This window comes from Streptosporangium sp. NPDC003464, assembly GCF_053588315.1.
Genome location: NZ_JBSFPS010000121.1, coordinates 1 through 21,408 on the forward strand (window position 1 = coordinate 1; position 21,408 = coordinate 21,408).

A 21,408-nucleotide genomic window follows, 5' to 3' on the forward strand; every position below is an offset into this window, starting at 1 on the left:
GGGATGTCCGAGCCCGCGGTCTCGGACTGCTCGCCCGCGGCCCTGGAGACCTCCTCGCAGTCGGGCAGCCCGCCGCCGGTGAAGGAGGGGAAGGTCCCGGGGCGGCGGCCGGACCGGCCGGGGACTAGCCCAGGCCGCTCTTCATCGCGCTGATCAGCTCGCCGTTGGAGGTGTCTCCGGTGAGTTCCCAGAAGAAGGCCCCGCCCAGGCCCTGGTTCTTCGAGTAGCTCATCTTGCCCCCGATGGTCGCCGGGGTGTCGTAGCTCCACCACTGGTTGCCGCAGTAGGCGTAGGCCGTTCCCGCGACGGTCCCGGTGGACGGGCAGCGGGTCTTGAGGACCTTGTAGTCCTCGATGCCCTGCTCGTAGGTCCCGGGCGCGGGGCCGGTCGCCGAGCCGCCGGGGGCGGCCTGGCTCACACCGGTCCAGCCTCGGCCGTAGAAACCGATGCCCAGCAGCAGCTTGCCGGCCGGCACTCCCTTGCTCTTGAGCTTCTGGATGGCGGAGTCGGAGTCGAAGCCGGGGATCGGAATGCCGCCGTAGGTGGTGAGCGGGGAGTGCGGGGCGGTGGGCCCGGTGGTGGCCCAGGCGCCGAAGAAGTCGTAGGTCATGACGTTGTACCAGTCGACGTACTGGGCGGCGCCGCCGTAGTCGGCCGCGTCGATCTTGCCTCCCGAGGTGCCGTCGGCGGTGATGGCGGCGGTCACCAGATAGCTGGGGCCGAACCGTGAGCGCAGCGCCGACATCAGGTTCCGGAAGGAGGCGAAACCGCTGGTGTCACAGGTGAGGCCGCAGGCGTTCGGGTACTCCCAGTCGATGTCGATGCCGTCGAACACATCCGCCCAGCGCGGGTCCTCGACCAGGCGGTAGCAGGACTCGGCGAACGCGGCGGGGTTGGCCGCCGCCTGGCCGAAACCGCCCGACCAGGTCCAGCCGCCGAAGGAGAACAGCACCTTGATGTTGGGGAACTGCTTCTTCAGCTTGCGCAGCTGGTTGAAGTTGCCGCGCAGCGCGCCGTTGTCCCAGGTGTCGGCGGTCCCGTCCACGCTCTCGCCCGCCTGATAGAAGCGGTCGTAGTCGGCGTAGGTGTCGCCCAGGGTGCACTGACCGTTCTGGACGTTGCCGAAGGCGTAGTTGATGTGGGTGAGCTTGGCGGCCGAGCCGCTGGTGACGATGTTCTTGACGTGGTAGGCCCGCTGGTAGATGCCCCACTGGGTGAAGTAGCCCAGCAGCTTGTTACCGCCGCCGCCTCCGCCGTTCTGGGTGGTGACATTGAGTTGGGTGCTGGGGGTGGAGCGGTTTCCGGCGGCGTCGCGGGCGCGGACGGTGTAGCTGTAGGTGGTGGCGGGGGTCAGGCCGGTGTCGGTGTAGGTGGTGGTGTTGACGGTGGTGAGGAGGGTGGCGCCTCGGTAGATCTCGTAGCCGGTGACGGCGACGTTGTCGGTGGAGGCGTTCCAGGCGAGGGAGGCGCTGGTGGAGGTGGTGGCGGTGGAGCGGAGGTCGCCCGGGGTGCTGGGCGGTGTCGTGTCGTCGCCGCCGCCCCCGCCGGTCACCGCGATGGCGGAGACCGTCGCGTAGTTGGCTCCGCCGTTCATGTTGAACTGGATGTTGAGCGCGCCGTCGGCGACCGTCGCGGGGAAGGTCCGGTCGCAGGCGGTGAGCGCCCCGCAGGAGGCGAAGATGTCGAAGCCGGTCAGGGCGTTGGCACCCTCGACGCGGACGTCGAACTTGCGCTGGCCGGCCGCGTTGGCCCAGTCCTCGACCATCTTCAGCGTCACCTGGTAGGTGCCGTTCGGGACGTCGAAGCGGTAGCCGCCCCAGCTGTTGAAGGTGTTGTAGTTCTGGTAGAGGGAGTCGTCGGTCGTCCCGGCGATCGCGCCGGTGGTCGAGCCGCCCCCGTAGCTGGTCTGGTAGCCCCAGTCACCGCTGGAGTAGGCCTTGTCGGCGACCCACTGGTCTCCCGCCGCGTCGGTGAGCGCGGATCCGCCGGCGTTGGCCCGGATCGGTACGGTCACGGCGGCCGACGCGCCGGGCGCCGTGGCGACGGCCCCTCCCAGCGGGAGGAGGACCGCCCCCATCACGCCTAAGAGTTTCAGGACAAGTCGATTTCTCATGGGCGACCGCCTCTACGACCTGGAACCGGGGGGTTAATTAACAGGAAACTTTACTGTCAATTTGAGCTGAACGTAATCACGCGCCCCCGCGCCGTCAATGGTGCGAAATTTCGGGGGGCCCAACTGCTCGGGGAGAGGTTTACGGCCAGCGCCAGGCGATGCCCAGCACCCCGGCGGCCACATCGGAGGCGGCCATGTGGACGGTGTGATGGGCGGTAGGCACCAGGACGCCGGTCCGGAAAGGCGCCTCGTCCGGTCCGGACCGGACGTAGGAATGGCATTCGGCCGGCAGGGCCAGGGGATCGAACCGCACCTGGAGCAGGAAATGCGCGACCGGCTGCCGGAAACCGTGGCCGTGGTCGACACACGGCCGCGTCGGCCTGTCGACGCTCTCCCACTCGAAGACCCAGGTGTCACCGGCCCGGAGCACATGGTCGAAGAGCAGCTCGGCGACCATCACCGCCCGCCGCTGGTGCCGCAGGACGGTGCCGACCCTGCAGTTCTCCAGAGCGTGGATCTCACACCCTTCGAGATCGGTGCCGGGGTCGACGAACGACCTGACCACATACCGGTCCATGCCGTCGCGCCTGGCCCTGACCAGGGTGCGGGTCCACACCGACGTGCACATCCGCGCCGCGTCGATCAGCACCTTCTGCTGCTGGGTGATGACAACGGCGTCCTGGTCGCGTGAGCCCGGCAGTGCGTCCAGCAGTTCGCCGAGCGCCCCGGAACGCCCGTCCAGCCCCGGCCCGCGGTCGAGGAGGCGGGTGAGCGAGCCGCCGGGCAGGCGAAGGATCTCCTCCAGGGCCGTGACGACCAGCGTGGACTGCTCGCCGCCGGGGCGCCGGTGGCCCCGCTGCCAGTCGCTCAGGGTGGACAGCGCGACCGTCAGCCCGCGCTGGGCCAGGCGGGACCGGATGCGGTCGAGCGGCAGGCCGCTCTCCCGGATGCAGGCGCGCAGGGCCTGGTGGAACGGGCCCGAGTGGAGCAGGAGGCCGCGGTCGGCTGCCGGTTCGGGGAGGCGGCGAGGCATGAGGGCGCTCCTCGGCTGTCGAGGCGGGCGGCTGGGATCCCCCGCACCCCTCCCCCGCGAGGACGGCACGGGCCCGCCGCGCTCTGTGGGGAGCGAGCGTAGAACGTCTCGCGATCCCCGGAAAGGTCGCTACAGGTAGCAATTACCGAAATTTCATCGCCTGTGGCTTATTCCGAGCCGAAAACAGAATCAGCGCATGCCCGGCCCCCACAAACATGCCCGGCACCCCCCACAAAGGAGATCTGATCACCGGCGGAGGGATGGGGAGCCCGTCCCGGTCGGGGAGCCCCACCGGCCCGGGAGCCCGTCCCGGTCGGGGAGCCCGGAACGGCGGGAGCCCACATCGGCCCGGGAGCCCATACCGGGCGGAGAGCCCGGAACGGCTGGGACGGAGGTCTCGCCGTACGGCCTTGCGGGCGGCCCCGGGCGCATGACGAGGAGCGGGGTCCCGATCGGGGACCCCGCTCCTCGTGGTGTGCCGTCTCAGAGCTTGCGCAGAACCGCCACGACCTTGCCCAGGACGGTGGCCTCGTCACCGGGGATCGGGTCGTAGTTGGTGTTGTGCGGGACGAGCCAGACGTGGCCGTCCTTGCGCTTGAAGGTCTTGACCGTGGCCTCGCCGTCGATCATCGCGGCGACCACGTCGCCGTTGTCGGCGACGGGCTGCTGGCGGACGACCACCCAGTCGCCGTTGGCGATGGCCGCGTCGATCATCGAGTCGCCGGTCACCTGGAGCAGGAAGAGCGTGCCCTCGCCGACGAGCTGCTTGGGGAGGGCGAAGACGTCCTCGATGCTCTCCTCGGCGAGGATGGGGCCACCGGCGGCGATCCGGCCGACGAGCGGCACGTAGGCCGCGGTCGGGCGGCTGACCGGGGCCTCGTCGGTGCCGGAGTCGGGGTCCACCCACAGCACCGGCTCGCCGGGCAGGCGCACCTCCAGCGCGCGGGGGCGGTGCGGATCGCGGCGCAGGTAGCCCTTGCGCTGCAACGCCGTCAACTGGTGCGACACGCTGGAGGTGCTCGTGAGCTGCACCGCCTCGCCGATCTCCCGCATGGAGGGCGGGTAGCCGCGCTGCTGCACCGAGTCGCGGATCACCTCAAGGATCTTCCGCTGCCTGGGGGTGAGGCCGAGGGAGTCACGCCTGCGCACCGCCAGGTCGCTGACGGCCGAACCGTTCTCGTCGTGCCCGTTCATGCGGTCTCCTCGCCTCCCGGTCTGTATCTCTTACGTCGCACACAGCGACCGTACCCCCGTTGAAGATCGTATTCAAACAATTGTTCGAGTCGTTCTCGAAATCAGCGGTGGCGTGGTGTACAACATCGTACGGGAGTTCGATCGACATCGTGTTCGATTCGCCGATCTTTCTTCGACATGTGTTCGGCCAGGTCGAAGGGGTGGGGGGCCATCATGAAGACGACCACGGCGAAGAGGGGGCCCGGGCGCGCGCCCGTCCGGCGTCCCGGGCCCGCGGGGAACATCCGATATCCTGATCCGCCCCTGCGGCTCACCCGGCGGGGGAGGATCGTGGTGGTGGCGGCGCTCACGCTGGCCACCTTGGGGGCGCTCTGGGTCGGCGCGCGCATCGACGCCGCCTCGGCCTTCGAGCGGAGAGGTCACGAGGGGCTGCCGTGGGTCGTGGTGCACGGGGGCGACACGCTGTGGGAGATCGCCGACGCGGTGACGCGGGACGGGGATCCCGCCCCGACGGTCCGTCAGATCATGGACCTCAACGGCCTGTCCGACTCGGTGATCCGGCCCGGGGCCCGGCTCTACCTGCCTGACGGCTCCGCTCCCTGAGGGGCGTGGCCGGCGGGCCCGGCCCGCGTGTGAGGTGACGGGCCGGGGACGGCGCCGCGGACGCTCGTACGGGGGCGGCCGGGGTGGCCGGGGCCGGCGTGGAGACGGTCGGGTGCCTGGTGGAGGTGATCGGGGCCGCCGTGGGGGTAGCGGGGGGTCGCCGGAGGGTGACGGGGGCCGGTGGAGGGGTGACACGCCCGGCCCGTGCGGATGTGATGCGCTGATCAGCGACTTCGTCCGACAGGGCCGTTTCAACTTGCGTTCATGGTCCGACACTTCTACCGTTGACCACAACATCTAGTGGCTTAATCGGCGTGCTTCACCATAGATTGTGTTTCCATTACCGCACCTCGACTATTCGGGGGGCGTGCGCGAGCGTCTCGTCAGGCGCCCGGAAACGCACGAGAAGGTGGGCCACTCGCCGGCTCAAGGAGGCGACGCGCGTGCACTGTCCGTTCTGTCGTCATCCTGACACCCGGGTCATCGACAGCCGGTCCACCGAGGACGGCGGGGCCATCCGCCGCAGGCGCACGTGCCCGGAGTGCGGGCGCAGGTTCACCACGCAGGAGACGGTGCTGCTCATGGTCAGCAAGCGCAGCGGGGTGACCGAGCCGTTCTTCAGGGACAAGGTGATCGCCGGTGTCCGGCGGGCGTGTCAGGGACGCCCGGTCAGCGAAGACTCGCTGGCCCAGCTGGGCCAGCGGGTGGAGGAGAGCATCCGGGCGACGGGGGCGGCGGAGATCGCGGCCCACGAGGTGGGGCTGGCGATCCTGGGGCCCCTCCGCGACCTGGACGAGGTGGCCTACCTGCGGTTCGCCTCGGTCTACCGGAGCTTCGAGACCCTGGCCGATTTCGAGACCGAGATCAAGCAGTTGCGGGCGGAACGCTCCGCCAAGCAGGACTGATTCACACCCCGGGCGCCGGGGGACAGAGCGGCGCGTTGATTGGTCCGACTCGTGGGCTCCACGGAGCCCCGGAAGGGGGAAGTCATGACGGAGACGGTCGGTGGCGCGGCGGCGCGCGGGGGCAAGCGGTTGCGCAAGGGGCTGAAGATGAAGCGCGTCTTCACCACGCCGGGAGTGCATCCCTATGACGAGGTGCGCTGGGAGCGCCGTGACGTCGTGATGACCAACTGGCGGGACGGCTCGGTCAACTTCGAGCAGCGGGGCGTCGAGTTCCCCGAGTCCTGGTCGGTCAACGCCGCCAACATCGTGACCACCAAATACTTCCGCGGCGCGGTCGGCACCCCGCAGCGCGAGTGGAGCCTGAAGCAGCTCGTCGACCGGGTGGTGGGCGTCTACACCCGGACCGCGGTCGAGGAGGGATACTTCGCCTCCGACGAGGACGCCGAGATCTTCGACCACGAGCTCAAGCACGCCCTGGTCAACCAGGTCTTCAGCTTCAACTCGCCGGTCTGGTTCAACGTGGGCACCGCCTCGCCGCAGCAGGTCAGCGCCTGCTTCATCCTCGCGGTCGACGACCAGATGGAGTCCATCCTCGACTGGTACAAGGAAGAGGGTGTGATCTTCAAGGGCGGCTCCGGCTCCGGGGTCAACCTCTCCCGGATCCGCTCGTCGAAGGAGCTGCTCTCCAGCGGAGGCACCGCCAGCGGCCCGGTCTCCTTCATGCGCGGCGCGGACGCCTCCGCGGGCACCATCAAGTCCGGCGGCGCCACCCGCCGCGCGGCCAAGATGGTCGTCCTGGACGTCGACCACCCCGACATCGAGGAGTTCATCGAGACCAAGGCGCGCGAGGAGGACAAGGTCCGCGCGCTGCGCGACGCCGGGTTCGACATGGACCTGGGCGGCAAGGACATCGTCTCCGTCCAGTACCAGAACGCCAACAACTCCGTGCGCGTCTCCGACGAGTTCATGCGCGCGGTGGAGCAGGGCGAGGAGTTCGGCCTGCGCGCCCGCCTCACCGGCGAGATCATCGAGAAGGTCGACGCCCGGCGGCTGTTCCGCAAGATGGCGACGGCCGCCTGGGAGTGCGCCGACCCCGGCGTCCAGTACGACGACACGATCAACGACTGGCACACCAGCCCGGAGACGGGCCGCATCACCGCCAGCAACCCGTGCTCGGAATACCTGCACCTGGACAACTCCTCGTGCAACCTGGCCAGCATCAACCTGATGAAGTTCCTGAAGGACGACAACTCCTTCGACATCGAGAACTTCGTGAAGATCACCGAGCTGATCATCACCGCGATGGACGTCTCCATCACCTTCGCCGACTTCCCGACCGAGAAGATCGACCAGACCACCCGCGCCTACCGCCAGCTCGGCATCGGCTACGCCAACCTCGGCGCGCTGCTCATGGCCACCGGCCACGCCTACGACTCGGCCGGCGGCCGGGCCATCGCCGGTGCCATCACCTCGCTGATGACCGGCGCCTCCTACCGCCGCAGCGCCGAGCTGGCCGCGGTCGTCGGCCCCTACGACGGCTACGCGCGCAACGCAGACGCCCACAAGCGCGTCATGCGCAAGCACGCCGCCGCCAACGACGACCTGCGCACGCTGGAGGCCATGGACAAGGCCATCCACGTGGAGGCCTCCCGCCAGTGGACGGAGTGCCTCAAGCTGGGCGAGAGGAACGGCTACCGCAACGCCCAGGCCTCGCTGCTGGCGCCCACCGGCACCATCGGCCTGATGATGGACTGCGACACCACCGGCATCGAGCCCGACCTCGCCCTGGTCAAGTTCAAGAAGCTCGTCGGCGGCGGCTCCATGCAGATCGTCAACCAGACGATCCCGCGCGCGCTGCGGCAGCTGGGCTACCTGGAGGAGCAGGTCGAGGCGATCGTCGAATACATCGCCGCCAACAGCCACGTCGTCGACGCCCCGGGCCTCAAGCCCGAGCACTACGAGGTGTTCGACTGCGCCATGGGCGAGCGGGCGATCGCCCCGATGGGCCACGTGCGCATGATGGCCGCCGCCCAGCCGTTCCTGTCCGGCGCCATCTCCAAGACGGTCAACCTGCCCGAGTCGGCGACGATCGAGGACATCGAGCAGGTCTACATGGAGGGCTGGAAGCTCGGCCTGAAGGCCCTGGCCGTCTACCGCGACAACTGCAAGGTCGGCCAGCCGCTCTCGGTCGCGGGCAAGAAGAGCGAGGAGAAGGCCGCGCCGGCCGAGCCGGAGATCCAGGTCGTGGAGATCAGCCGGCCGACCCGTCGCCGGATGCCGAACCAGCGCCCCAGCACCACCACCCGCTTCACCGTGGGCGGCGCCAAGGGCTACATGACCGCCTCGTCCTACCCCGACGACGGTCTCGGCGAGGTCTTCCTGAAGATGTCCAAGCAGGGCTCCACCCTCGCGGGCGTCATGGACGCCTTCTCGGTGGCCATCTCCATCGGCCTGCAGTACGGCGTGCCGCTGGAGACCTACGTCAGCAAGTTCGTCAACATGCGCTTCGACCCGGCCGGCATGACCGACGACCCGGACATCCGCATGGCCGCCTCGGTGATGGACTACATCTTCCGCCGCCTGGCCCTGGACCACCTGCCCTACGACGAGCGGGCCGCCCTCGGCATCTTCTCCGCCTCCGAGCGGGCCGCCCAGCAGCGCGGGGAGGACCCGGCTCCGATCCACACCGACGAGGTCATCGCCGAACTGGCCACCTCGGCGCCGATCGAGGAGAAGCCCCAGCCCCGCGCGGAGGTCGTGGCCGTGGCCGCGCCGGCGCGGGAGCGGGCCGGCTCCCTGGAGTCCCACCAGGGCCGCACCGCCGACGCGCCGCTCTGCATGACCTGCGGCACCAAGATGCGCCCGGCCGGCAGCTGCTACGTCTGCGAGGGCTGCGGCTCCACCAGCGGCTGCAGCTGATCCAGGCGCCCTTCCGGGCGTGAAGGGCCCTGGTCGGGGCGGGACGTCGGCGGGCAGCCGAGGTCCCGCCCCGCGTGGGTGTTCAGAACATTCCGTGGGGGGTCTCCGCGGGGTCGGGCACGGGCTGGACGACGTCCCAGTGTTCGACGATCAGACCGTCCCGCAGCCGCCAGATGTCGACGACCGCGGTGCCGCGCTCCTCGCCCGGCCTGGTCATGAGATAGTGCATGACCACATACTGCCCGTCGGCGATGACGCGCTTGAGATCCAGCCCGGCGCTCGCCACCGGGGCGTCGGCGACATACTCGACGAAGGCGTCCCGGCCCGAGGGGTTGCCCGGGCTGTGCTCGATGAAGTCCTCGTGCAGCAGGGTGCGCAGGACGTCGAGCTCACCCTTGGCGAACTCCGTGAAGCCTTCGAGCACGAGCCTCCTGTTGCGCTCGGTCTCGGTCCCCGTCCCGGTCGTGGTCCCGGTTGTCTGTCTCATGGCGGCAACCGTCGCAGCGCCGGGTAGGGCTGTCGATGACATGGCGTGTAATGGCGGTGGCCGCCGGGGCGGCGGTAGAACCGGTCCATGGCAGAGGATCAATCCATCGGCGGGCTGCTGCGGGAGTGGCGGCGGCGCCGGCGGCTCAGTCAGCTCGAGCTGGCGATCCAGGCGGAGGTCTCCAGCCGGCACGTCAGCTTCGTGGAGACCGGCCGCACGGTCCCCAGCCGTCAGATGGTCCTCCACCTGGCGGAACAGCTGCAGGTCCCGCTACGTGAGCGCAACCGGCTCCTGGTCGCCGCCGGATACGCCCCGGTCTTCCGGGAACGCCCGCTGGAGGCCCCGGATCTGAGCGCGGCCCGTGAGGTGCTCCAGCAGATCCTGCGGGGCACCGAGCCGAATCCGGCGCTGGTGGTGGACCGCCGCTGGAACCTGGTGCTCGCCAACTCGGCGGCCGAGGTGTTCTTCGACGGCGTCGCCCCCGCCCTGCTCGAACCGCCGGTCAACATGATGCGCCTGGGCCTGCATCCGGACGGGTTCGCGCCCCGTCTGCTCAACCTGGACCAGGTGCGGGGATTCCTGCTGCCGAGGCTGGCCCGGCAGGCCCAGCGGACCGGGGACCCCTGGCTGGGCGGGCTCCACGCGGAGCTCGTCTCCTACGGCGCCCCCGACCCGCCTGAGCCCCTCGACCCGGCCGACATCGCCCTGCCCGTCCGGATCCGGCACCGAGGGACCGAGCTGAGCCTCCTCAACACGGTCACGACGTTCGGCGCCGCCTACGACATCACGCTCGAAGAGATCGCGGTCGAGACCTACTTCCCCGCCGACGCGCGCACCGCCCTGGCGCTGCGGGGCGGCGCCGGGGGTCACCGGTCCTCCCCCTCGACGTCGGACAGCAGCTTGCGGATCAGATGATCCAGGGTCTGGCGCTCCGCGGGCGTCAGTGAGGACAGCAGCCGCACCTGGTTGGCCGTGTGCTCGCTCACCGCGGCGTCGACGACCCGCCTGCCCTCGCCGGTGAGGGCGACCAGGAAGCTGCGCCGGTCGTCCGGGTCGAGCCGCCGCTCGACCAGGCCCGCCGCCTCCAAGCGGTCCAGGCGGTTGGTCATACCGGCCCTCGACAGCATGAGCGTCGCCGACAGGACCGACGGGATGAGGACGTAGGGCGGGCCCGACCTGCGCAGCGCGGCCAGCACGTCGAACTCGCCGCGTTGCAGGCCGTGCCGGGCGAACACCTCGTCGACGGCCCGGCCGGCGGCGGTGTGCAGCCGGCTGAACCTGCCGAACACGCCCATGGCCGAGAGGTCCAGGTCGGGACGCTCGTGCCGCCACTGGCTCACGATCACGTCGACTTCGTCCATCCTCACATTCTATTCGACAGCATATAGTTAGACGCCGTACTATCGGACGCGTAACTACCTTGTTGTGAGGAGACCGAGATGTCGTTCATCCGTCCGGCGGACCACGGTGCCGTCCTCGTGCGCGCCGCCGACGCCGAGGTCGTCGGGGAGGCGCCCAGCACCGTGCGGCTCCTGGCCGACTCCAGCGCGACCGGCGGTGCGCTCAGCACCCAGCGGGTGACCCTCGGCCGCGGGGCCGACGGGGCGGCGCCCCACCACCACACGGCCTCGTCGGAGCTGTTCTACGTGCTCGACGGCGCCCTTCAGGTGCTCGCCGGCGAGCAGGTGGTCACCGCGCGCGGAGGCGATCTGATCGTCGTCCCGCCGCACATGCCGCACGCCTTCGCCGCCGCGCCGGACAGCGGGGCCGACGTGCTGGTCGTCATCACCCCCGGGGTCGAGCGGTTCGACTACTTCCGCCTGCTGGCGCGCCTGGGCAGGGGGGAGGCGACTCTGGAGGAGCTGCTCGCCGCGCAGGAGCGCTTCGACAACCACTTCCTCGACAGCCCGCTCTGGCGGGAGGCCCGGACCGGCAAGGACGGCGGCTGACCAGAGCGGCCGGTGCCGGGGACCGGAGCGGTCAGCAGGCGCAGGCGATGCCGGAGACCGGAGCGGTGAGCGGGTCGATGCCGCGCCGGGAGACGCCGGCCGCGGTCTCGACCGCGAAGCCCTCCCTCGCCCAGTATTCGAACCCGCCGAGCATCTCCTTGACCGGGTAGCCGAGCTTGGCGAACTCCAGGGCGGCGCGGGTGGCGCCGTTGCAGCCGGGTCCCCAGCAGTAGGTCACCACGGTCGCGCCCGCCGGGACCACGTCGGCGGCGCGGGCGGCGATCTCGGCGGTGGGCAGGTGCACCGCGCCCTCGACGTGCCCCTGCCGCCAGCTCTCCAGGTTGCGCGAGTCGACCACGATGATCCCCGGAGCCCCCGAGGCCAGGTCGGCGGCCACGTCGGACACGTCGGTCTCGAACGCCAGGCGGCCGGCGAAGTGGGCCAGTGCGGCGGCGTTGCCGGCCGCGGGCACCGCGGTGACGGCGGAACGGGCTGTGGTGGTCATCTCGGGGCCTTTCGGTCGTGCTCGGCGGTGACGAGTGAAGGTGGTGAGTCGGTCGTGCTCGACGGTGGCGAGAAGGTGACGAGGGAAGGTGAAGGTGACGAGAGAAATGGTGCCGGTCTCGGCCACCGCCCCAACAGTGGCGTGAATGCCGCTTATCGCTAAGATCTCGCCATGCTGCTCCCGCCGCCGACGCTCCGCCGAGCCCGTCACACCGTGTCCGTGCTCGCCTTCGACGGCATGTCCCCCTTCGAGCTGGGCTGCGTCGTGGAGATCTTCGGCATCCCCCGGCCCGAACTGGACGTGCCCTGGTACGAGCTCAGGGTCTGCGCCGAGACCCCAGCCGACCTGCGGATCGTCGGGGGGTTCACCATGCGGGCCGGGCACGGGCTCGACGCCGTGGCCGAGGCGGACACGGTGATCGTGCCCGCGGTGCCGGACGTGTCCGGCCCGGTGTCACCGGAGCTGATCGCGGTGCTGAGGGCGGCGCACGCCCGGGGCGCGCGGGTGGTGTCGATCTGCTCGGGGGCCTTCGCGCTGGCCGCGGCCGGGCTGCTGGACGGCCGGGAGGCGACCACCCACTGGAAGTACGCCGAGCTGCTGCAGCGCCGCTTCCCGCGGGTCGAGGTCAATCCGGACGTGCTCTACGTGGACGGTGACGACGTGCTGACCAGCGCGGGCAGCGCGGCGGGGCTGGACCTGCTGGTCCACCTGGTCCGCAAGGACCACGGGCCGGGCGTGGCCAACTCGGTCGCGCGCAGGCTGGTCATCCCGCCGCACCGGGAGGGCGGGCAGGCCCAGTTCATCCAGGCGGCGGTCACCCCGGTGGAGGACGACGACGCGGTGGCCACCGCGATGACCTGGGCGCTGGACCACCTGGCCGAGCCGATCACGGTGGCCGGGCTGGCCGAGGTCGCTCACATGTCGCAGCGCACCTTCATCAGGCATTTCGCCCGCCAGACCGGGACCAGCCCGCTGCGCTGGGTGATCTCCCAACGGGTCGCGGCCAGCCTCACGCTGCTGGAGTCCACGGCCGCGCCGGTCGAGGAGATCGCGGTCTCGGTCGGCTTCGACAGCCCGGTGACCTTCCGCCACCACTTCACCAGGGCGATGCGCACCTCGCCCTCGGCCTACCGCAGGGCCTTCCGCGCCCCGGCGTGAACGGTCCCAGGGGTCAGAGGGCGAGCCGTTCCAGCGTCCGCGCGACCTGTTCGACGTCGGCCTCGGTGGTGCGCCAGTTGCTGAAGGCGGCGCGCAGCGCGGGCACCCCGTCGTGGACGGTCTGGGTGAGGAACGCCTCGCCGGATCCGGTGACGGCCGCGGCCAGCTCCCCGACGCGCTCGGGGGCGGAGGCCAGGGTGAAGCAGACCACGTTGAGCCGGACGGGTGCGAGCAGCCGGTAGGCGGGCATGGCGGCGATCCGCTCGCCGAGCCGGGCGGCGAGGGCGATGTCGCGCCGTACGATCTCCGCGTGGCCGTCACGTCCGTACGCGGCGAGGGTGAACCACGCCGGGAGCGCCCGCAGCCGCCGGGAGTTCTCCGGGGTCAGATGCACGGGGTCGGGTCTGTCGCCCATCGGCCCGAGATAGGCGGCGGAGTTCTGGAAGACCCGCACCTGGAGATCCCGGCGGCGGGTGAACTGGACGGCGCTGTCGTAGGGGACGTTCAGCCACTTGTGCAGGTCCACGCAGACCGAGTCGGCCGCGTCGAGCCCGTCGGTGAGGTGGGCGTGCTCCGGGGAGAGCGCGGCGAAAGCCCCGAAGGCCGCGTCCACGTGCAGCCAGAAGGGGTGGTGCTCGCGCAGGGCGGCCACCGCGCGCAGATCGTCGAAGTCTCCCGTGTTGACGGTGCCCGCGTTGGCGACCACGATCGCCGGCGCCCCGTCCAGGGACTCCAGCGCCTCGGCGAGCCTGGCGACGTCGACGGACTCCCGGCCCGGCAGGAGATCGACCGGGCGGATCGCCGAACGGCCCAGCCCGAGCATGGACAGCGCCTTGCCGATGCTGGAGTGGGGGCTCCCGGAGAGCACGTGGACCGGGCCGAGCGCGGCGACCCCCTGCTCGGCGGCCGAGACGCCGCGCTGCTCGCCCAGCCATTCCCTGGCCGTCGCCAGGCCCGCGAAGTTGGACATCGTCGCGCCGCTGACGAAGGCGCCCTCGTGCTCGGCGGACAGGCCGAACAGCTCGCGCAGCCAGGCGACGGTCTCCCGTTCCAGGTCGGGGGCACTGGAGTCCAGGCCGGACATGGGGTTCTGGTCGAGCGTGCCGGTCAGCCAGTCGCCCGCCAGGGAGGCGGGGGTCGCGCCGCCGGTGACGAAGCCCAGGTATCGGGGGCCGGCGCCGGCGGAGAAGCCGGGCTCCCACCTCCGGGCGAACTCCTCCATCGCCTCCCGCAGCCCCGCTCCGTCCACGGGCAGGGGGGCGGGCCGGTGCTCGGCGGGCGCCTGCGCGACCGGCCGGCGGTCGAGACCGGTGAGCAGCCGTACGGCCTGCGCCCGCACCGTGTCGAGCAGTTCGGGCAGGTGGATGAGATCGTCATCGAGTCGGGGATGCATGAGGCCAAGATAGGGAGCGGGCGGGGCATATGTCCCAGTCCAATATCAACGAATGGCCCGGACGCGGCAGGGCGGCGGCCCCGGCCGGCTGCGCCTAGACCCTCCAGCGCCGGGTGACCTCCTCGGTGCTGGGGGGCGGGCCCGGCGGGGAGGGGGCCGAGGTCAGGTGCAGGGCGTCCAGGATCAGGGCGAGGTAGCGGTGCCGGAGCTGGGCGGTGCGCTCCCCGTCGCCGAGCTGGACGGCGGCGAGCAGCTCGAAGATCATCGACATGTCGGCGACGTCCAGTCCGGGGCGGAGGGCGCCGGCCTGGGCGGCGCGGTCGAAGACCTGCACCGACAGCTCGGAGGCACGGGCGGCTGCGCGGTGGAGGTCCTCGTCGGGGGTGAAGGTGCCGGCCAGGTTGACCGTCAGGGAGTGGACGTCGGCGTCCACGATGCGGCGGATGAACCCGGTGAAGGCGTTCCACGGATCGCTCTCGTCGGCCAGGGCGGCCTCGGCCTCGGCGATGTAGATTTTCAGGCCGTCCGAGCACAGTCTGCGGAGCAGGTCCTCCTTGCCGGCGTAGCGGCGGTAGAGCGCGCTGATGCCCACGCCGGCGCGCTCGGCCACCGCGGCGATCGGGGCGCCGGGGTCGGCGACGAAGACCGCGCGCGCGGCGTCGAGGATGACTTGGTCGTTACGGGCCGCCTGGGCCTTCCGGCCGCTCATGGGCGCCGTACTGGTTGTCTCCATACCCTCAATATAGCTACTGGAACAGTATGTTCCGTTCTCTAGGAAAGGAAAATCCGGAATCTCTGCCACGCGTGGAGGGCGCCCCGCCCCCGGGTGCGGGGACCGCGCGGGCCGGGCGCCGTGCGGGCCCGGCTCCGGGTGGGGGCCGTCAGTTCCGGGGGTGGTCGCCGGTCGCCCCGTCGAGGAGCTCTCGCAGGATGTCCATATGGCCGGCGTGACGGGTGGTCTCCTCGATCATGTGAATGAGCACCCAGCGCATCGACACCGTTTCGCCGGACCACGCCGTTCCCACGTCGTCGAGGTCGAGTCCGTCGATCACCCGGTCGGCCGCGGCGCGGGCCCGGCCGTAGAACTCCATGATGCCGGCGGTGGTCTCGTGCGGTTCCACGCGCATGTCGGCGTTCTCGTCCTCGTCGTCGAAGGGGAGCGGCTCGGTCTCGCGGCCGAAGGTCTCGCAGAACCAGCCGTATTCGACGCTCGCCAGGTGCTTCACCAGCCCGAGCAGGCTTGTCCCCGACGGGGTCATCGGACGGCGCAACTGCTCGTCGTCGAGGCCGTCGAGCTTCCACACCACCACGTCGCGGTGCCGGTCCAGGCTGATGTGGAGGCTCTGCTTCTCGCCGCCGGTGAACGGCACTTTTCGAATCATGCGCGGACCATAGCAACCAGAACGGCGGGGCTTCCGACGGGTTGCCAATAATAAGCAGACTGGTCTATTTTTTGGGCCATGGGACAGAAGGGCGAGGAGACGCGCGGCAGGCTGCTGGACGCGACGCAGGAGCTCATCGAGAGCGGCGGCTACTTCGGGGCCGGGCTGAACCAGGTGATCGCGGCCAGCGGGGCTCCGCGCGGCTCGCTCTACTTCCACTTCCCCGGCGGCAAGGACCAGCTGGTCGGAGAGTCCGTACGGCGGGCCGGCCGGGAGATCGGCGGGGCCGTGCGGGACCTGGCGGAGACCGTGCCCGACACTGCGGGCCTGGTCGTCGCCGTGCTGGCGCTGCTCGGTGACCGGCTGGAGGCGTCCGGCTGGCGCAAGGGCTGCCCGGTGGCCACGGTCGCGCTGGAGATGGCGGCCACCAGCGATCCGCTGCAGGGGGTCTGCTCGGAGGTCTACGGCTCCTGGGAGGGCACCCTCCGGGACCGGCTGGCCGCCGACGGGCACCCTGAGGCGGACGACGTGGCCGTCACCGTTCTCGCGCTGATCGAGGGGGCGCTGCTGCTGGCCAGGGCCCACCGCAGCCGGGAGCCGCTCGACCGGGTGGCCCGCCGGATCGTGGCGCTGCTGTAAGACGTCGCGCCGCCGTGCGGGCCTGCTCCGCATGGGTTCCGCGTGTCCATTTAATATGTAGACCGATCTATTATGAGGTGATCGTGTGACGACCGACTCCATCGTCTTCGGAGCCGCGGGGTTCGTCGGCCGCTCCCTGGTCGCGGAGCTGCTGAGCCGCGGCCGCCGGGTGGCGGCCGCCGTGCGCGGGCCGGGGGAGCGGCTCACGTCCTGGCTCGCCGCGCAGGAGGTGGACACGGCCGGGCTGACCGTCGTCACCGCCGACATCACCGCGCCCGGCCTCGGCCTCGCGGACACCGGGGGGCTGGAGGCGGTGCGCGACGTCTACAACGCCGCCGCCCGCTTCGCCTTCGGGCTGAGCGTCGAGGAGGCGAGGCGGGCCAACGTGACCGGGGCGCTCAACGTGACAGACTGGGCCGCCGCCCGGCCCGGCCTGCGCCGCCTGGTCCACATCAGCGGCTACCGGGTCAGCGGCGGTGTGGCGGACTACCGCGCCGAGGGCGCCTACGAGGCGTCGAAGAAGGAGGCCGACGCGGCGGTGCGGATCCGGGCACGCGAGCTGGGCGTCCCGCTGACGATCGTCAACCCCAGCACCGTGGTCGGCCCCGGCCAGTTCATCGGCCTGGCCTCGCTCGTCGAGGACCTCTGGCGCGGGCGGCTCCCGGCGCTCCCCGGGGGCCCCGAGGTCTTCCTGCCCGTCGTCGAGAGCGGCTACTTCGCCCGCTTCATGGCCGCCGTGCCCGAGCACGAGGAGACCGAGGGGAGGGCCTACTGGGTTCTCGACGACGACACGCCGGACCTGCCGGAGCTGGTCGCCCTGGTCGCCGGCCATCTGGGCGTCCCCGCGCCCCGGCGGACGGTCCCGGTCGGGCTCCTGCGGCGGCTGCCCCGCGCGCTCACCGGGGTCGACCCCGAGACGCTGTCGTTCATGTCCGGCGACCGCTACGACACCGCCCCCGCCCTGGCCTTCGCGGAGCGGGCCGGACTGCGCATGCCCCCGGCCGGGGAGGTGCTCCGGAGCTGGGTCGACGGGCTGGTCGGCAGCCGGTTCGGCGCGGCCGCCCCGCCGCGCGGACCGTACGGGTTCCAGGACGTGGCGGGGAGCCGGACCTGGGTGACGGGCGAGCGGGAGAGTCCCGAGTACGTGATGCTGCACGGGCTGCCGCTGGACGCCGGTTCGTGGGAGGAGGTCGGCGACCGGCTGGCCGTCCCGGTCCTGGCCGCCGACCTGCCCGGCCTGGGCCGTTCCGCGCCCGCCCGCTCGCTCGACGGCTGGACGGCGGCCCTGATGGCTCCGGTCACGACGCGGCCGGTGCTGGTCGGCCACTCCTTCGGCTGCGGACCCGTCCTGCGCTACGCGCGGGCCAACCCCGACCGGGTGGCGGCCGTCGTCCTCGTCGCCCCCGCCTTCCTCCAACCGCCCTCGGGGTGGTTGCCGCGTTCGAGGGCGGCCGTCCCGGCGCTGCGCCGGATGTCCGGGGCCCGGCTGGGGGAGCGCCTCGGCGTCCCGGCGGACGCGGTCGCGGACCTGCGCCGCCCGGGAGCGGCCCGCCGGGTGGTCGAGGCGATGCGCGCGGCCCACTCCGGGCGGTCGGAGCTGCGCCAGGTGCTCGACCAGGTCGTGGAGGGTTCCGGAGTCCCGGTGACGATCGTCACCGGGTCGGCCGACCCGCTGGCCGTGGACGTGCCGGCTACCGTCATCGAGGGCGCCGGGCACTATCCCCAGCTCACGCACCCTCACGAGCTGGCGGCTGCGCTCCGAGCAGCCGGTGGGCCAGCTCGCCCAGAGCCGCTGCGATCCGCCCGGGGCTGAGGTCCCGCTCGGTCCGCTGGTAGGTGTAGACCTCGGGGGCCAGCGGGGCGAGCACGACCTCGACCAGCGTGTCGGGGTCGGGCGCCCCGGCGGACGCCAGCAGCGACCGCACGTGCAGCCGCCAGAAACCGTAGGCCCCGGTGGCGAAGCGCGAACGCCCGGTCTCGGTGCCCAGCACCAGGTGGGCGTGGGCCTCCAGCAGCTCCACCATCGCCGCGTAGAACGCGGCCAGCCGTTCGGCGGGCGGCGCCCCCGGGCCCAGCGGCGCCTGGCCGCCGATCAGCTTCTCCTGCAGGGCCTTCTCGTGCTCGTCGAGCATCGCGGTCGCGATCGCGGCCCGGTCGGGATAGCGGCGGTACAGCGTGCCGCGCCCCACTCCGGCCGCCCTGGCGATGTCGTCCATGGTGACGTTCGGCGCGCCTTTGGCCGCGAACAGCTGTCCGGCCGCCTCCAGGATGCGCGCCCGGTTGCGCGCGGCGTCTGCTCTCTCCATGCCCTCAGGGTATATGTGGACACGCTGTCCACTCTTGCGGCCGTCCCCCGGAGCCCCGGAGCTCGGGGCCCGGTGACGCGGCGGGCGTGGCCGGGCCCGGCGGGTACGGCGGGCGGACTGCCGTTCCGGGGTCAGGAGAGTCGAGGTCAGGAGACCGGGTCAGGAGAGTCGGGTCAGGAGAGCCGGGTCCCCGCGCGCCCACCGATGTGATCGGGGACGGTGACGCCCTCCGGCAGCAGGGGGTCGGCGACCGGGGGCAGCCAGGTGGTGGCCAGCGGCAGCACGCCCGCCCACAGGCCCAGCTCGGCGTCCGGCCCGTCCCCGTCGCCGGGCGGACCCGCACTCACCTTCACCGACGCCTCCTCCAGGGAGATCGCCAGAACGGTCGTCGCGGCGAGCTCCTTGCGGCTGGGCGGCCTGGCGTAGTCCCACTGGCCCGGGGCGGCGTGCTCGGTGAGGATCCGCAGCGCGGCCGTCTTCTCCTCGCCCTCCAGCCTGCGGGGCACGCCGTACACCATGGCGGAGCGGTAGTTGACGCCGTGCTCGAACACCGATCTGGCCAGGACCAGGCCGTCCACGTGGGTGACCGTCACGCAGACCGTGCCGGCGGACCCGCCCGCCGGCGCGGACGGGGACCCGGCGGGCTCCTCCGTCGTCAGGCTCCGGCTGGCGACCGAGCCGTGGACGTAGAGATGGTCGGCGTCGAAGCCGTAGACCGTGGGCACCACCATCGGCACGCCGTCGCTCACCACGCCGAGATGGCAGACGAACCCGGCGCGCAGCACCTCGTACAGCGCGGCCCTGTCGGTCCGGCCGTTCTCACGGAGACGGCGGTGCCGGGTGCGCTCGGTCGCGGACAGTCCGTTCATGAGGTGACATTCAAGCAGGCCCGGAAAGAGAGAAGACCCGCGGGCGGCGGGCCTTCGGAGATCGGGGGTCAGGCGGCGGGGGTGGGGCCGCCGGCGAGCGGGAACCGTAAGATGTTCCGCCCGGTGTAGGCGCGCAGGTCGACGACCTTGGTGTCCGCGGCGGTCTTGCGGCGTGTCGCGGAGCGGATATCCCTGATCTTGAATCGCGCTACGTATGGTGGCACGACCACAAGTCTCTTCATTGAGCCCCCCGGCGTGATGAATCCGTTATGCGAGATGTCTACAGATCACCCCGTAAAACCGCCGTAAAGAGTCGGTCAGTAGGGGAGCCGGCGGCCGGAGGGCGACCGCAGGTCCAGATCGGGTGTGCGGGGCTGACGGAGCCGGCGCTGCGGCCGGACGGTCCTGATGCGTCGCATGGTCTGCGCCCTCTCCTCGGACTCACCGTTCCTCGGGAAAACCGTGCTCACGTCGTCCGAGGCGCCGCCGCCTCCCGGGGAGGCTGGCTCGCACGGATGTCCGTGCGAGCCAACCTAGCCCCGCGACACGACCCGGATCAACTGATTTGGTTACGCAAGGAACCCGCGACCGCACGGGTGGTGACGGCGATCCGGTTCCACGCGTTGATCGCCGCGATCGCTATCACCAGCGTGGCCAGCACCTCCGGCTCGTAGTGCCTGGCGGCCTCGTCCCACACGTGGTCCGGCACCGTCTCCCCGCGGTCGCTGAGCCGGGTGGCCTCCTCGGCCAGCGCCAGCGCCGCGCGCTCGGCGTCGGTGTAGTACGGCGCCTCCCGCCAGGCGGCCACCGAGAACAGCCGCTCGTCGGTCTCACCCGCCTTCTTGGCGTCGTGGCTGTGCATGTCCACGCAGAAGCCGCAGCCGTTGATCTGGCTGGCCCGCAGCTTCACCAGCTCCAGCGTGGCGTGCGGCAGCTTGCTGCCGGCCAGGAACTTCTCCAGGCCGAGCATGGCCTGGTAGCCCTCGGGGGCGAACTCCGCGACGTTCATCCGTGCCTTCATCGAACACTCCTCAGTTTCTCTGGGTTCATCACGATGTCGATCTCGGTGATCCGGCCGCCGGCCACGGTCAGCGCGTAGACGCCGTCGAGCGCTCCGTCCCGGAACCGCAGCAGCCCCGGCCGGCCGTTGACCGTGATCGGGGTGAACCGGCCCCCGGCGCCGAACCGCTCGGCCACCCCGGCGATGAAGCGGGCCACCCGGCCGGCGCCCCGGACCGGCCGCCTGGCCGCCCTGACCAGGCCGCCGCCGTCGCTGCGGAGCACCACATCGGGGTCGAGCAGGGCCGTCAGCGCGTCGATGTCACAGCCCTTGCTGGCCCGGGAGAACGCCTCGACCACCCTGCGGTGCTCGGCCGCGTCCACCTCGAACCGGGGCGCCCGGGCCGCGACGTGCTTGCGGGCACGGGCGGCGAGCTGGCGGCAGGCGGCAGGGGTGCGCCCGACCGCCTGGGCCACCTCGTCGAACGGCAGCCCGAACACGTCGTGCAGCACGAACGCGGTGCGCTCGGCCGGGCTGAGCGACTCCAGCACCACCAGCATCGCCAGGCTCATCGACTCGTCCAGCGTCACCCGGTCGGCGGGGTCGGCCTCGACGGTCACCACCGGTTCGGGTAGCCACGGCCCGACGTACTCCTCCCGGCGCACGCGCGCCGAGCGCAGCACGTCCAGCGCGAGCCTGGAGACCGTCACCACCAACCAGCCGGTGACGTCCTGGATCTCCGCGCGGTCCGCCCGGCCCAGCCGGAGCCAGGCGTCCTGGACCACGTCCTCGGCCTCGTCGAGGCTGCCGAGCAGGCCGTAGGCCACGCCCACCAGCCGGGGCCGGAGGGCGCCGAACTCGGCCGCGAGATCTTCATCGCTGTTCACACAGGGAGGACGAGTCATCTCCTGAGTGTGTGACATCCGGAGAACTATGCTGCCGACCGGCGAGTC

The 21,408-nt window shown here is 71.5% G+C and carries 23 protein-coding genes; 9 read left to right on the forward strand and 14 right to left on the reverse strand.

Annotated elements, in window-relative coordinates:
• Positions 1 to 124: 124 nt before the first annotated feature.
• The 3 genes from ACWDS7_RS25440 to lexA form a co-directional block, all read right to left on the reverse strand.
• On the reverse strand, positions 125 to 2,113 hold the full coding sequence (locus tag ACWDS7_RS25440) for a glycosyl hydrolase family 18 protein (protein ID WP_451931308.1): 1,989 nt from the start codon (positions 2,111 to 2,113) through the stop codon (positions 125 to 127).
• Positions 2,114 to 2,252: 139 nt separating this feature from the next.
• Entirely contained in the window at positions 2,253 to 3,146 is an 894-nt protein-coding gene (locus tag ACWDS7_RS25445; RefSeq protein WP_451931309.1) for a hypothetical protein, read from the reverse strand.
• 483 nt (positions 3,147 to 3,629) lie between these two features.
• A complete protein-coding gene (gene lexA / locus ACWDS7_RS25450) occupies positions 3,630 to 4,340 on the reverse strand; it encodes a transcriptional repressor LexA (protein ID WP_306866743.1) in 711 nt (236 codons plus the stop codon).
• Positions 4,341 to 4,399: 59 nt separating this feature from the next.
• On the opposite strand from lexA, the gene ACWDS7_RS25455 reads away from it, so the two are divergent.
• The 4 genes from ACWDS7_RS25455 to ACWDS7_RS25470 all read left to right on the forward strand — a co-directional run bounded on the left by ACWDS7_RS25455 (position 4,400) and on the right by ACWDS7_RS25470 (position 8,767).
• Positions 4,400 to 4,636 (forward strand): hypothetical protein, encoded by a 237-nt coding sequence (locus ACWDS7_RS25455; protein WP_306866747.1) that lies wholly within the window; start codon positions 4,400 to 4,402, stop codon positions 4,634 to 4,636.
• Positions 4,637 to 4,676: 40 nt separating this feature from the next.
• Entirely contained in the window at positions 4,677 to 4,943 is a 267-nt protein-coding gene (locus ACWDS7_RS25460) for a LysM peptidoglycan-binding domain-containing protein (RefSeq protein WP_451931310.1), read from the forward strand.
• A gap of 443 nt (positions 4,944 to 5,386) precedes the next feature.
• The gene (gene nrdR / locus ACWDS7_RS25465; protein WP_306866752.1) at positions 5,387 to 5,848 is read left to right on the forward strand and encodes a transcriptional regulator NrdR; all 462 of its coding nucleotides are present in this window, start codon (positions 5,387 to 5,389) and stop codon (positions 5,846 to 5,848) included.
• An 84-nt stretch (positions 5,849 to 5,932) separates the two neighbouring features.
• Positions 5,933 to 8,767 (forward strand): vitamin B12-dependent ribonucleotide reductase, encoded by a 2,835-nt coding sequence (locus ACWDS7_RS25470; RefSeq protein ID WP_451931311.1) that lies wholly within the window; start codon positions 5,933 to 5,935, stop codon positions 8,765 to 8,767.
• An 82-nt stretch (positions 8,768 to 8,849) separates the two neighbouring features.
• Here ACWDS7_RS25470 and ACWDS7_RS25475 read toward each other — a convergent pair whose 3' ends face one another.
• Positions 8,850 to 9,254: a nuclear transport factor 2 family protein gene (locus ACWDS7_RS25475; RefSeq protein WP_451931312.1), complete on the reverse strand. Its 405-nt coding sequence runs from the start codon at positions 9,252 to 9,254 to the stop codon at positions 8,850 to 8,852.
• 87 nt (positions 9,255 to 9,341) lie between these two features.
• Here ACWDS7_RS25475 and ACWDS7_RS25480 point away from each other — a divergent pair, with 87 nt between their 5' ends.
• Complete coding sequence (locus tag ACWDS7_RS25480) at positions 9,342 to 10,169, forward strand: helix-turn-helix domain-containing protein (protein ID WP_451931313.1); 828 nt, start codon at positions 9,342 to 9,344, stop codon at positions 10,167 to 10,169.
• Here the strand turns inward: ACWDS7_RS25480 and ACWDS7_RS25485 are convergent.
• Positions 10,121 to 10,615, reverse strand: coding sequence for a MarR family winged helix-turn-helix transcriptional regulator (locus ACWDS7_RS25485; RefSeq protein ID WP_451931314.1), 495 nt, complete (start codon positions 10,613 to 10,615; stop codon positions 10,121 to 10,123). The two genes, ACWDS7_RS25480 and ACWDS7_RS25485, sit on opposite strands and share 49 nt — an antisense overlap.
• Before the next feature lie 78 nt (positions 10,616 to 10,693).
• Here ACWDS7_RS25485 and ACWDS7_RS25490 point away from each other — a divergent pair, with 78 nt between their 5' ends.
• A complete protein-coding gene (locus tag ACWDS7_RS25490) occupies positions 10,694 to 11,203 on the forward strand; it encodes a cupin domain-containing protein (protein WP_451931315.1) in 510 nt (169 codons plus the stop codon).
• Positions 11,204 to 11,234: 31 nt separating this feature from the next.
• Here the strand turns inward: ACWDS7_RS25490 and ACWDS7_RS25495 are convergent, their stop codons facing one another.
• On the reverse strand, positions 11,235 to 11,708 hold the full coding sequence (locus ACWDS7_RS25495; RefSeq protein ID WP_451931316.1) for a rhodanese-like domain-containing protein: 474 nt from the start codon (positions 11,706 to 11,708) through the stop codon (positions 11,235 to 11,237).
• Between the two features lie 171 nt (positions 11,709 to 11,879).
• Between ACWDS7_RS25495 and ACWDS7_RS25500 the strand changes: the two genes are divergently transcribed.
• On the forward strand, positions 11,880 to 12,866 hold the full coding sequence (locus ACWDS7_RS25500) for a helix-turn-helix domain-containing protein (protein WP_451931317.1): 987 nt from the start codon (positions 11,880 to 11,882) through the stop codon (positions 12,864 to 12,866).
• 13 nt (positions 12,867 to 12,879) lie between these two features.
• On the opposite strand, the gene ACWDS7_RS25505 is transcribed toward ACWDS7_RS25500, so the two are convergent.
• From ACWDS7_RS25505 to ACWDS7_RS25515, 3 genes are all read right to left on the reverse strand, one after another.
• Positions 12,880 to 14,259 (reverse strand): pyridoxal phosphate-dependent decarboxylase family protein, encoded by a 1,380-nt coding sequence (locus ACWDS7_RS25505; RefSeq protein WP_451931318.1) that lies wholly within the window; start codon positions 14,257 to 14,259, stop codon positions 12,880 to 12,882.
• 94 nt (positions 14,260 to 14,353) lie between these two features.
• On the reverse strand, positions 14,354 to 14,992 hold the full coding sequence (locus ACWDS7_RS25510) for a TetR/AcrR family transcriptional regulator (protein WP_306866775.1): 639 nt from the start codon (positions 14,990 to 14,992) through the stop codon (positions 14,354 to 14,356).
• Positions 14,993 to 15,140: 148 nt separating this feature from the next.
• A complete protein-coding gene (locus ACWDS7_RS25515) occupies positions 15,141 to 15,641 on the reverse strand; it encodes a DinB family protein (protein WP_306866778.1) in 501 nt (166 codons plus the stop codon).
• Positions 15,642 to 15,719: 78 nt separating this feature from the next.
• Between ACWDS7_RS25515 and ACWDS7_RS25520 the strand changes: the two genes are divergently transcribed.
• Entirely contained in the window at positions 15,720 to 16,280 is a 561-nt protein-coding gene (locus ACWDS7_RS25520) for a TetR/AcrR family transcriptional regulator (protein WP_451931319.1), read from the forward strand.
• A gap of 85 nt (positions 16,281 to 16,365) precedes the next feature.
• A complete protein-coding gene (locus ACWDS7_RS25525) occupies positions 16,366 to 18,093 on the forward strand; it encodes an alpha/beta fold hydrolase (protein WP_451931320.1) in 1,728 nt (575 codons plus the stop codon).
• On the opposite strand, the gene ACWDS7_RS25530 is transcribed toward ACWDS7_RS25525, so the two are convergent.
• The 5 genes from ACWDS7_RS25530 to sigJ form a co-directional block, all read right to left on the reverse strand.
• Positions 18,008 to 18,586, reverse strand: a complete 579-nt coding sequence (locus ACWDS7_RS25530) for a TetR/AcrR family transcriptional regulator (protein ID WP_306866785.1) — start codon at positions 18,584 to 18,586, stop codon at positions 18,008 to 18,010. The two genes, ACWDS7_RS25525 and ACWDS7_RS25530, sit on opposite strands and share 86 nt — an antisense overlap.
• A 173-nt stretch (positions 18,587 to 18,759) precedes the next feature.
• On the reverse strand, positions 18,760 to 19,455 hold the full coding sequence (locus ACWDS7_RS25535) for a pyridoxamine 5'-phosphate oxidase family protein (RefSeq protein ID WP_451931321.1): 696 nt from the start codon (positions 19,453 to 19,455) through the stop codon (positions 18,760 to 18,762).
• A 68-nt stretch (positions 19,456 to 19,523) separates the two neighbouring features.
• Entirely contained in the window at positions 19,524 to 19,679 is a 156-nt protein-coding gene (locus ACWDS7_RS25540) for a hypothetical protein (RefSeq protein ID WP_306866790.1), read from the reverse strand.
• A gap of 332 nt (positions 19,680 to 20,011) precedes the next feature.
• Positions 20,012 to 20,476: a carboxymuconolactone decarboxylase family protein gene (locus ACWDS7_RS25545; RefSeq protein WP_451931322.1), complete on the reverse strand. Its 465-nt coding sequence runs from the start codon at positions 20,474 to 20,476 to the stop codon at positions 20,012 to 20,014.
• Positions 20,473 to 21,342, reverse strand: coding sequence for an RNA polymerase sigma factor SigJ (gene sigJ, locus ACWDS7_RS25550; protein WP_451931323.1), 870 nt, complete (start codon positions 21,340 to 21,342; stop codon positions 20,473 to 20,475). Before sigJ ends, ACWDS7_RS25545 begins: the two co-directional genes overlap by 4 nt.
• Positions 21,343 to 21,408: the final 66 nt, after the last annotated feature.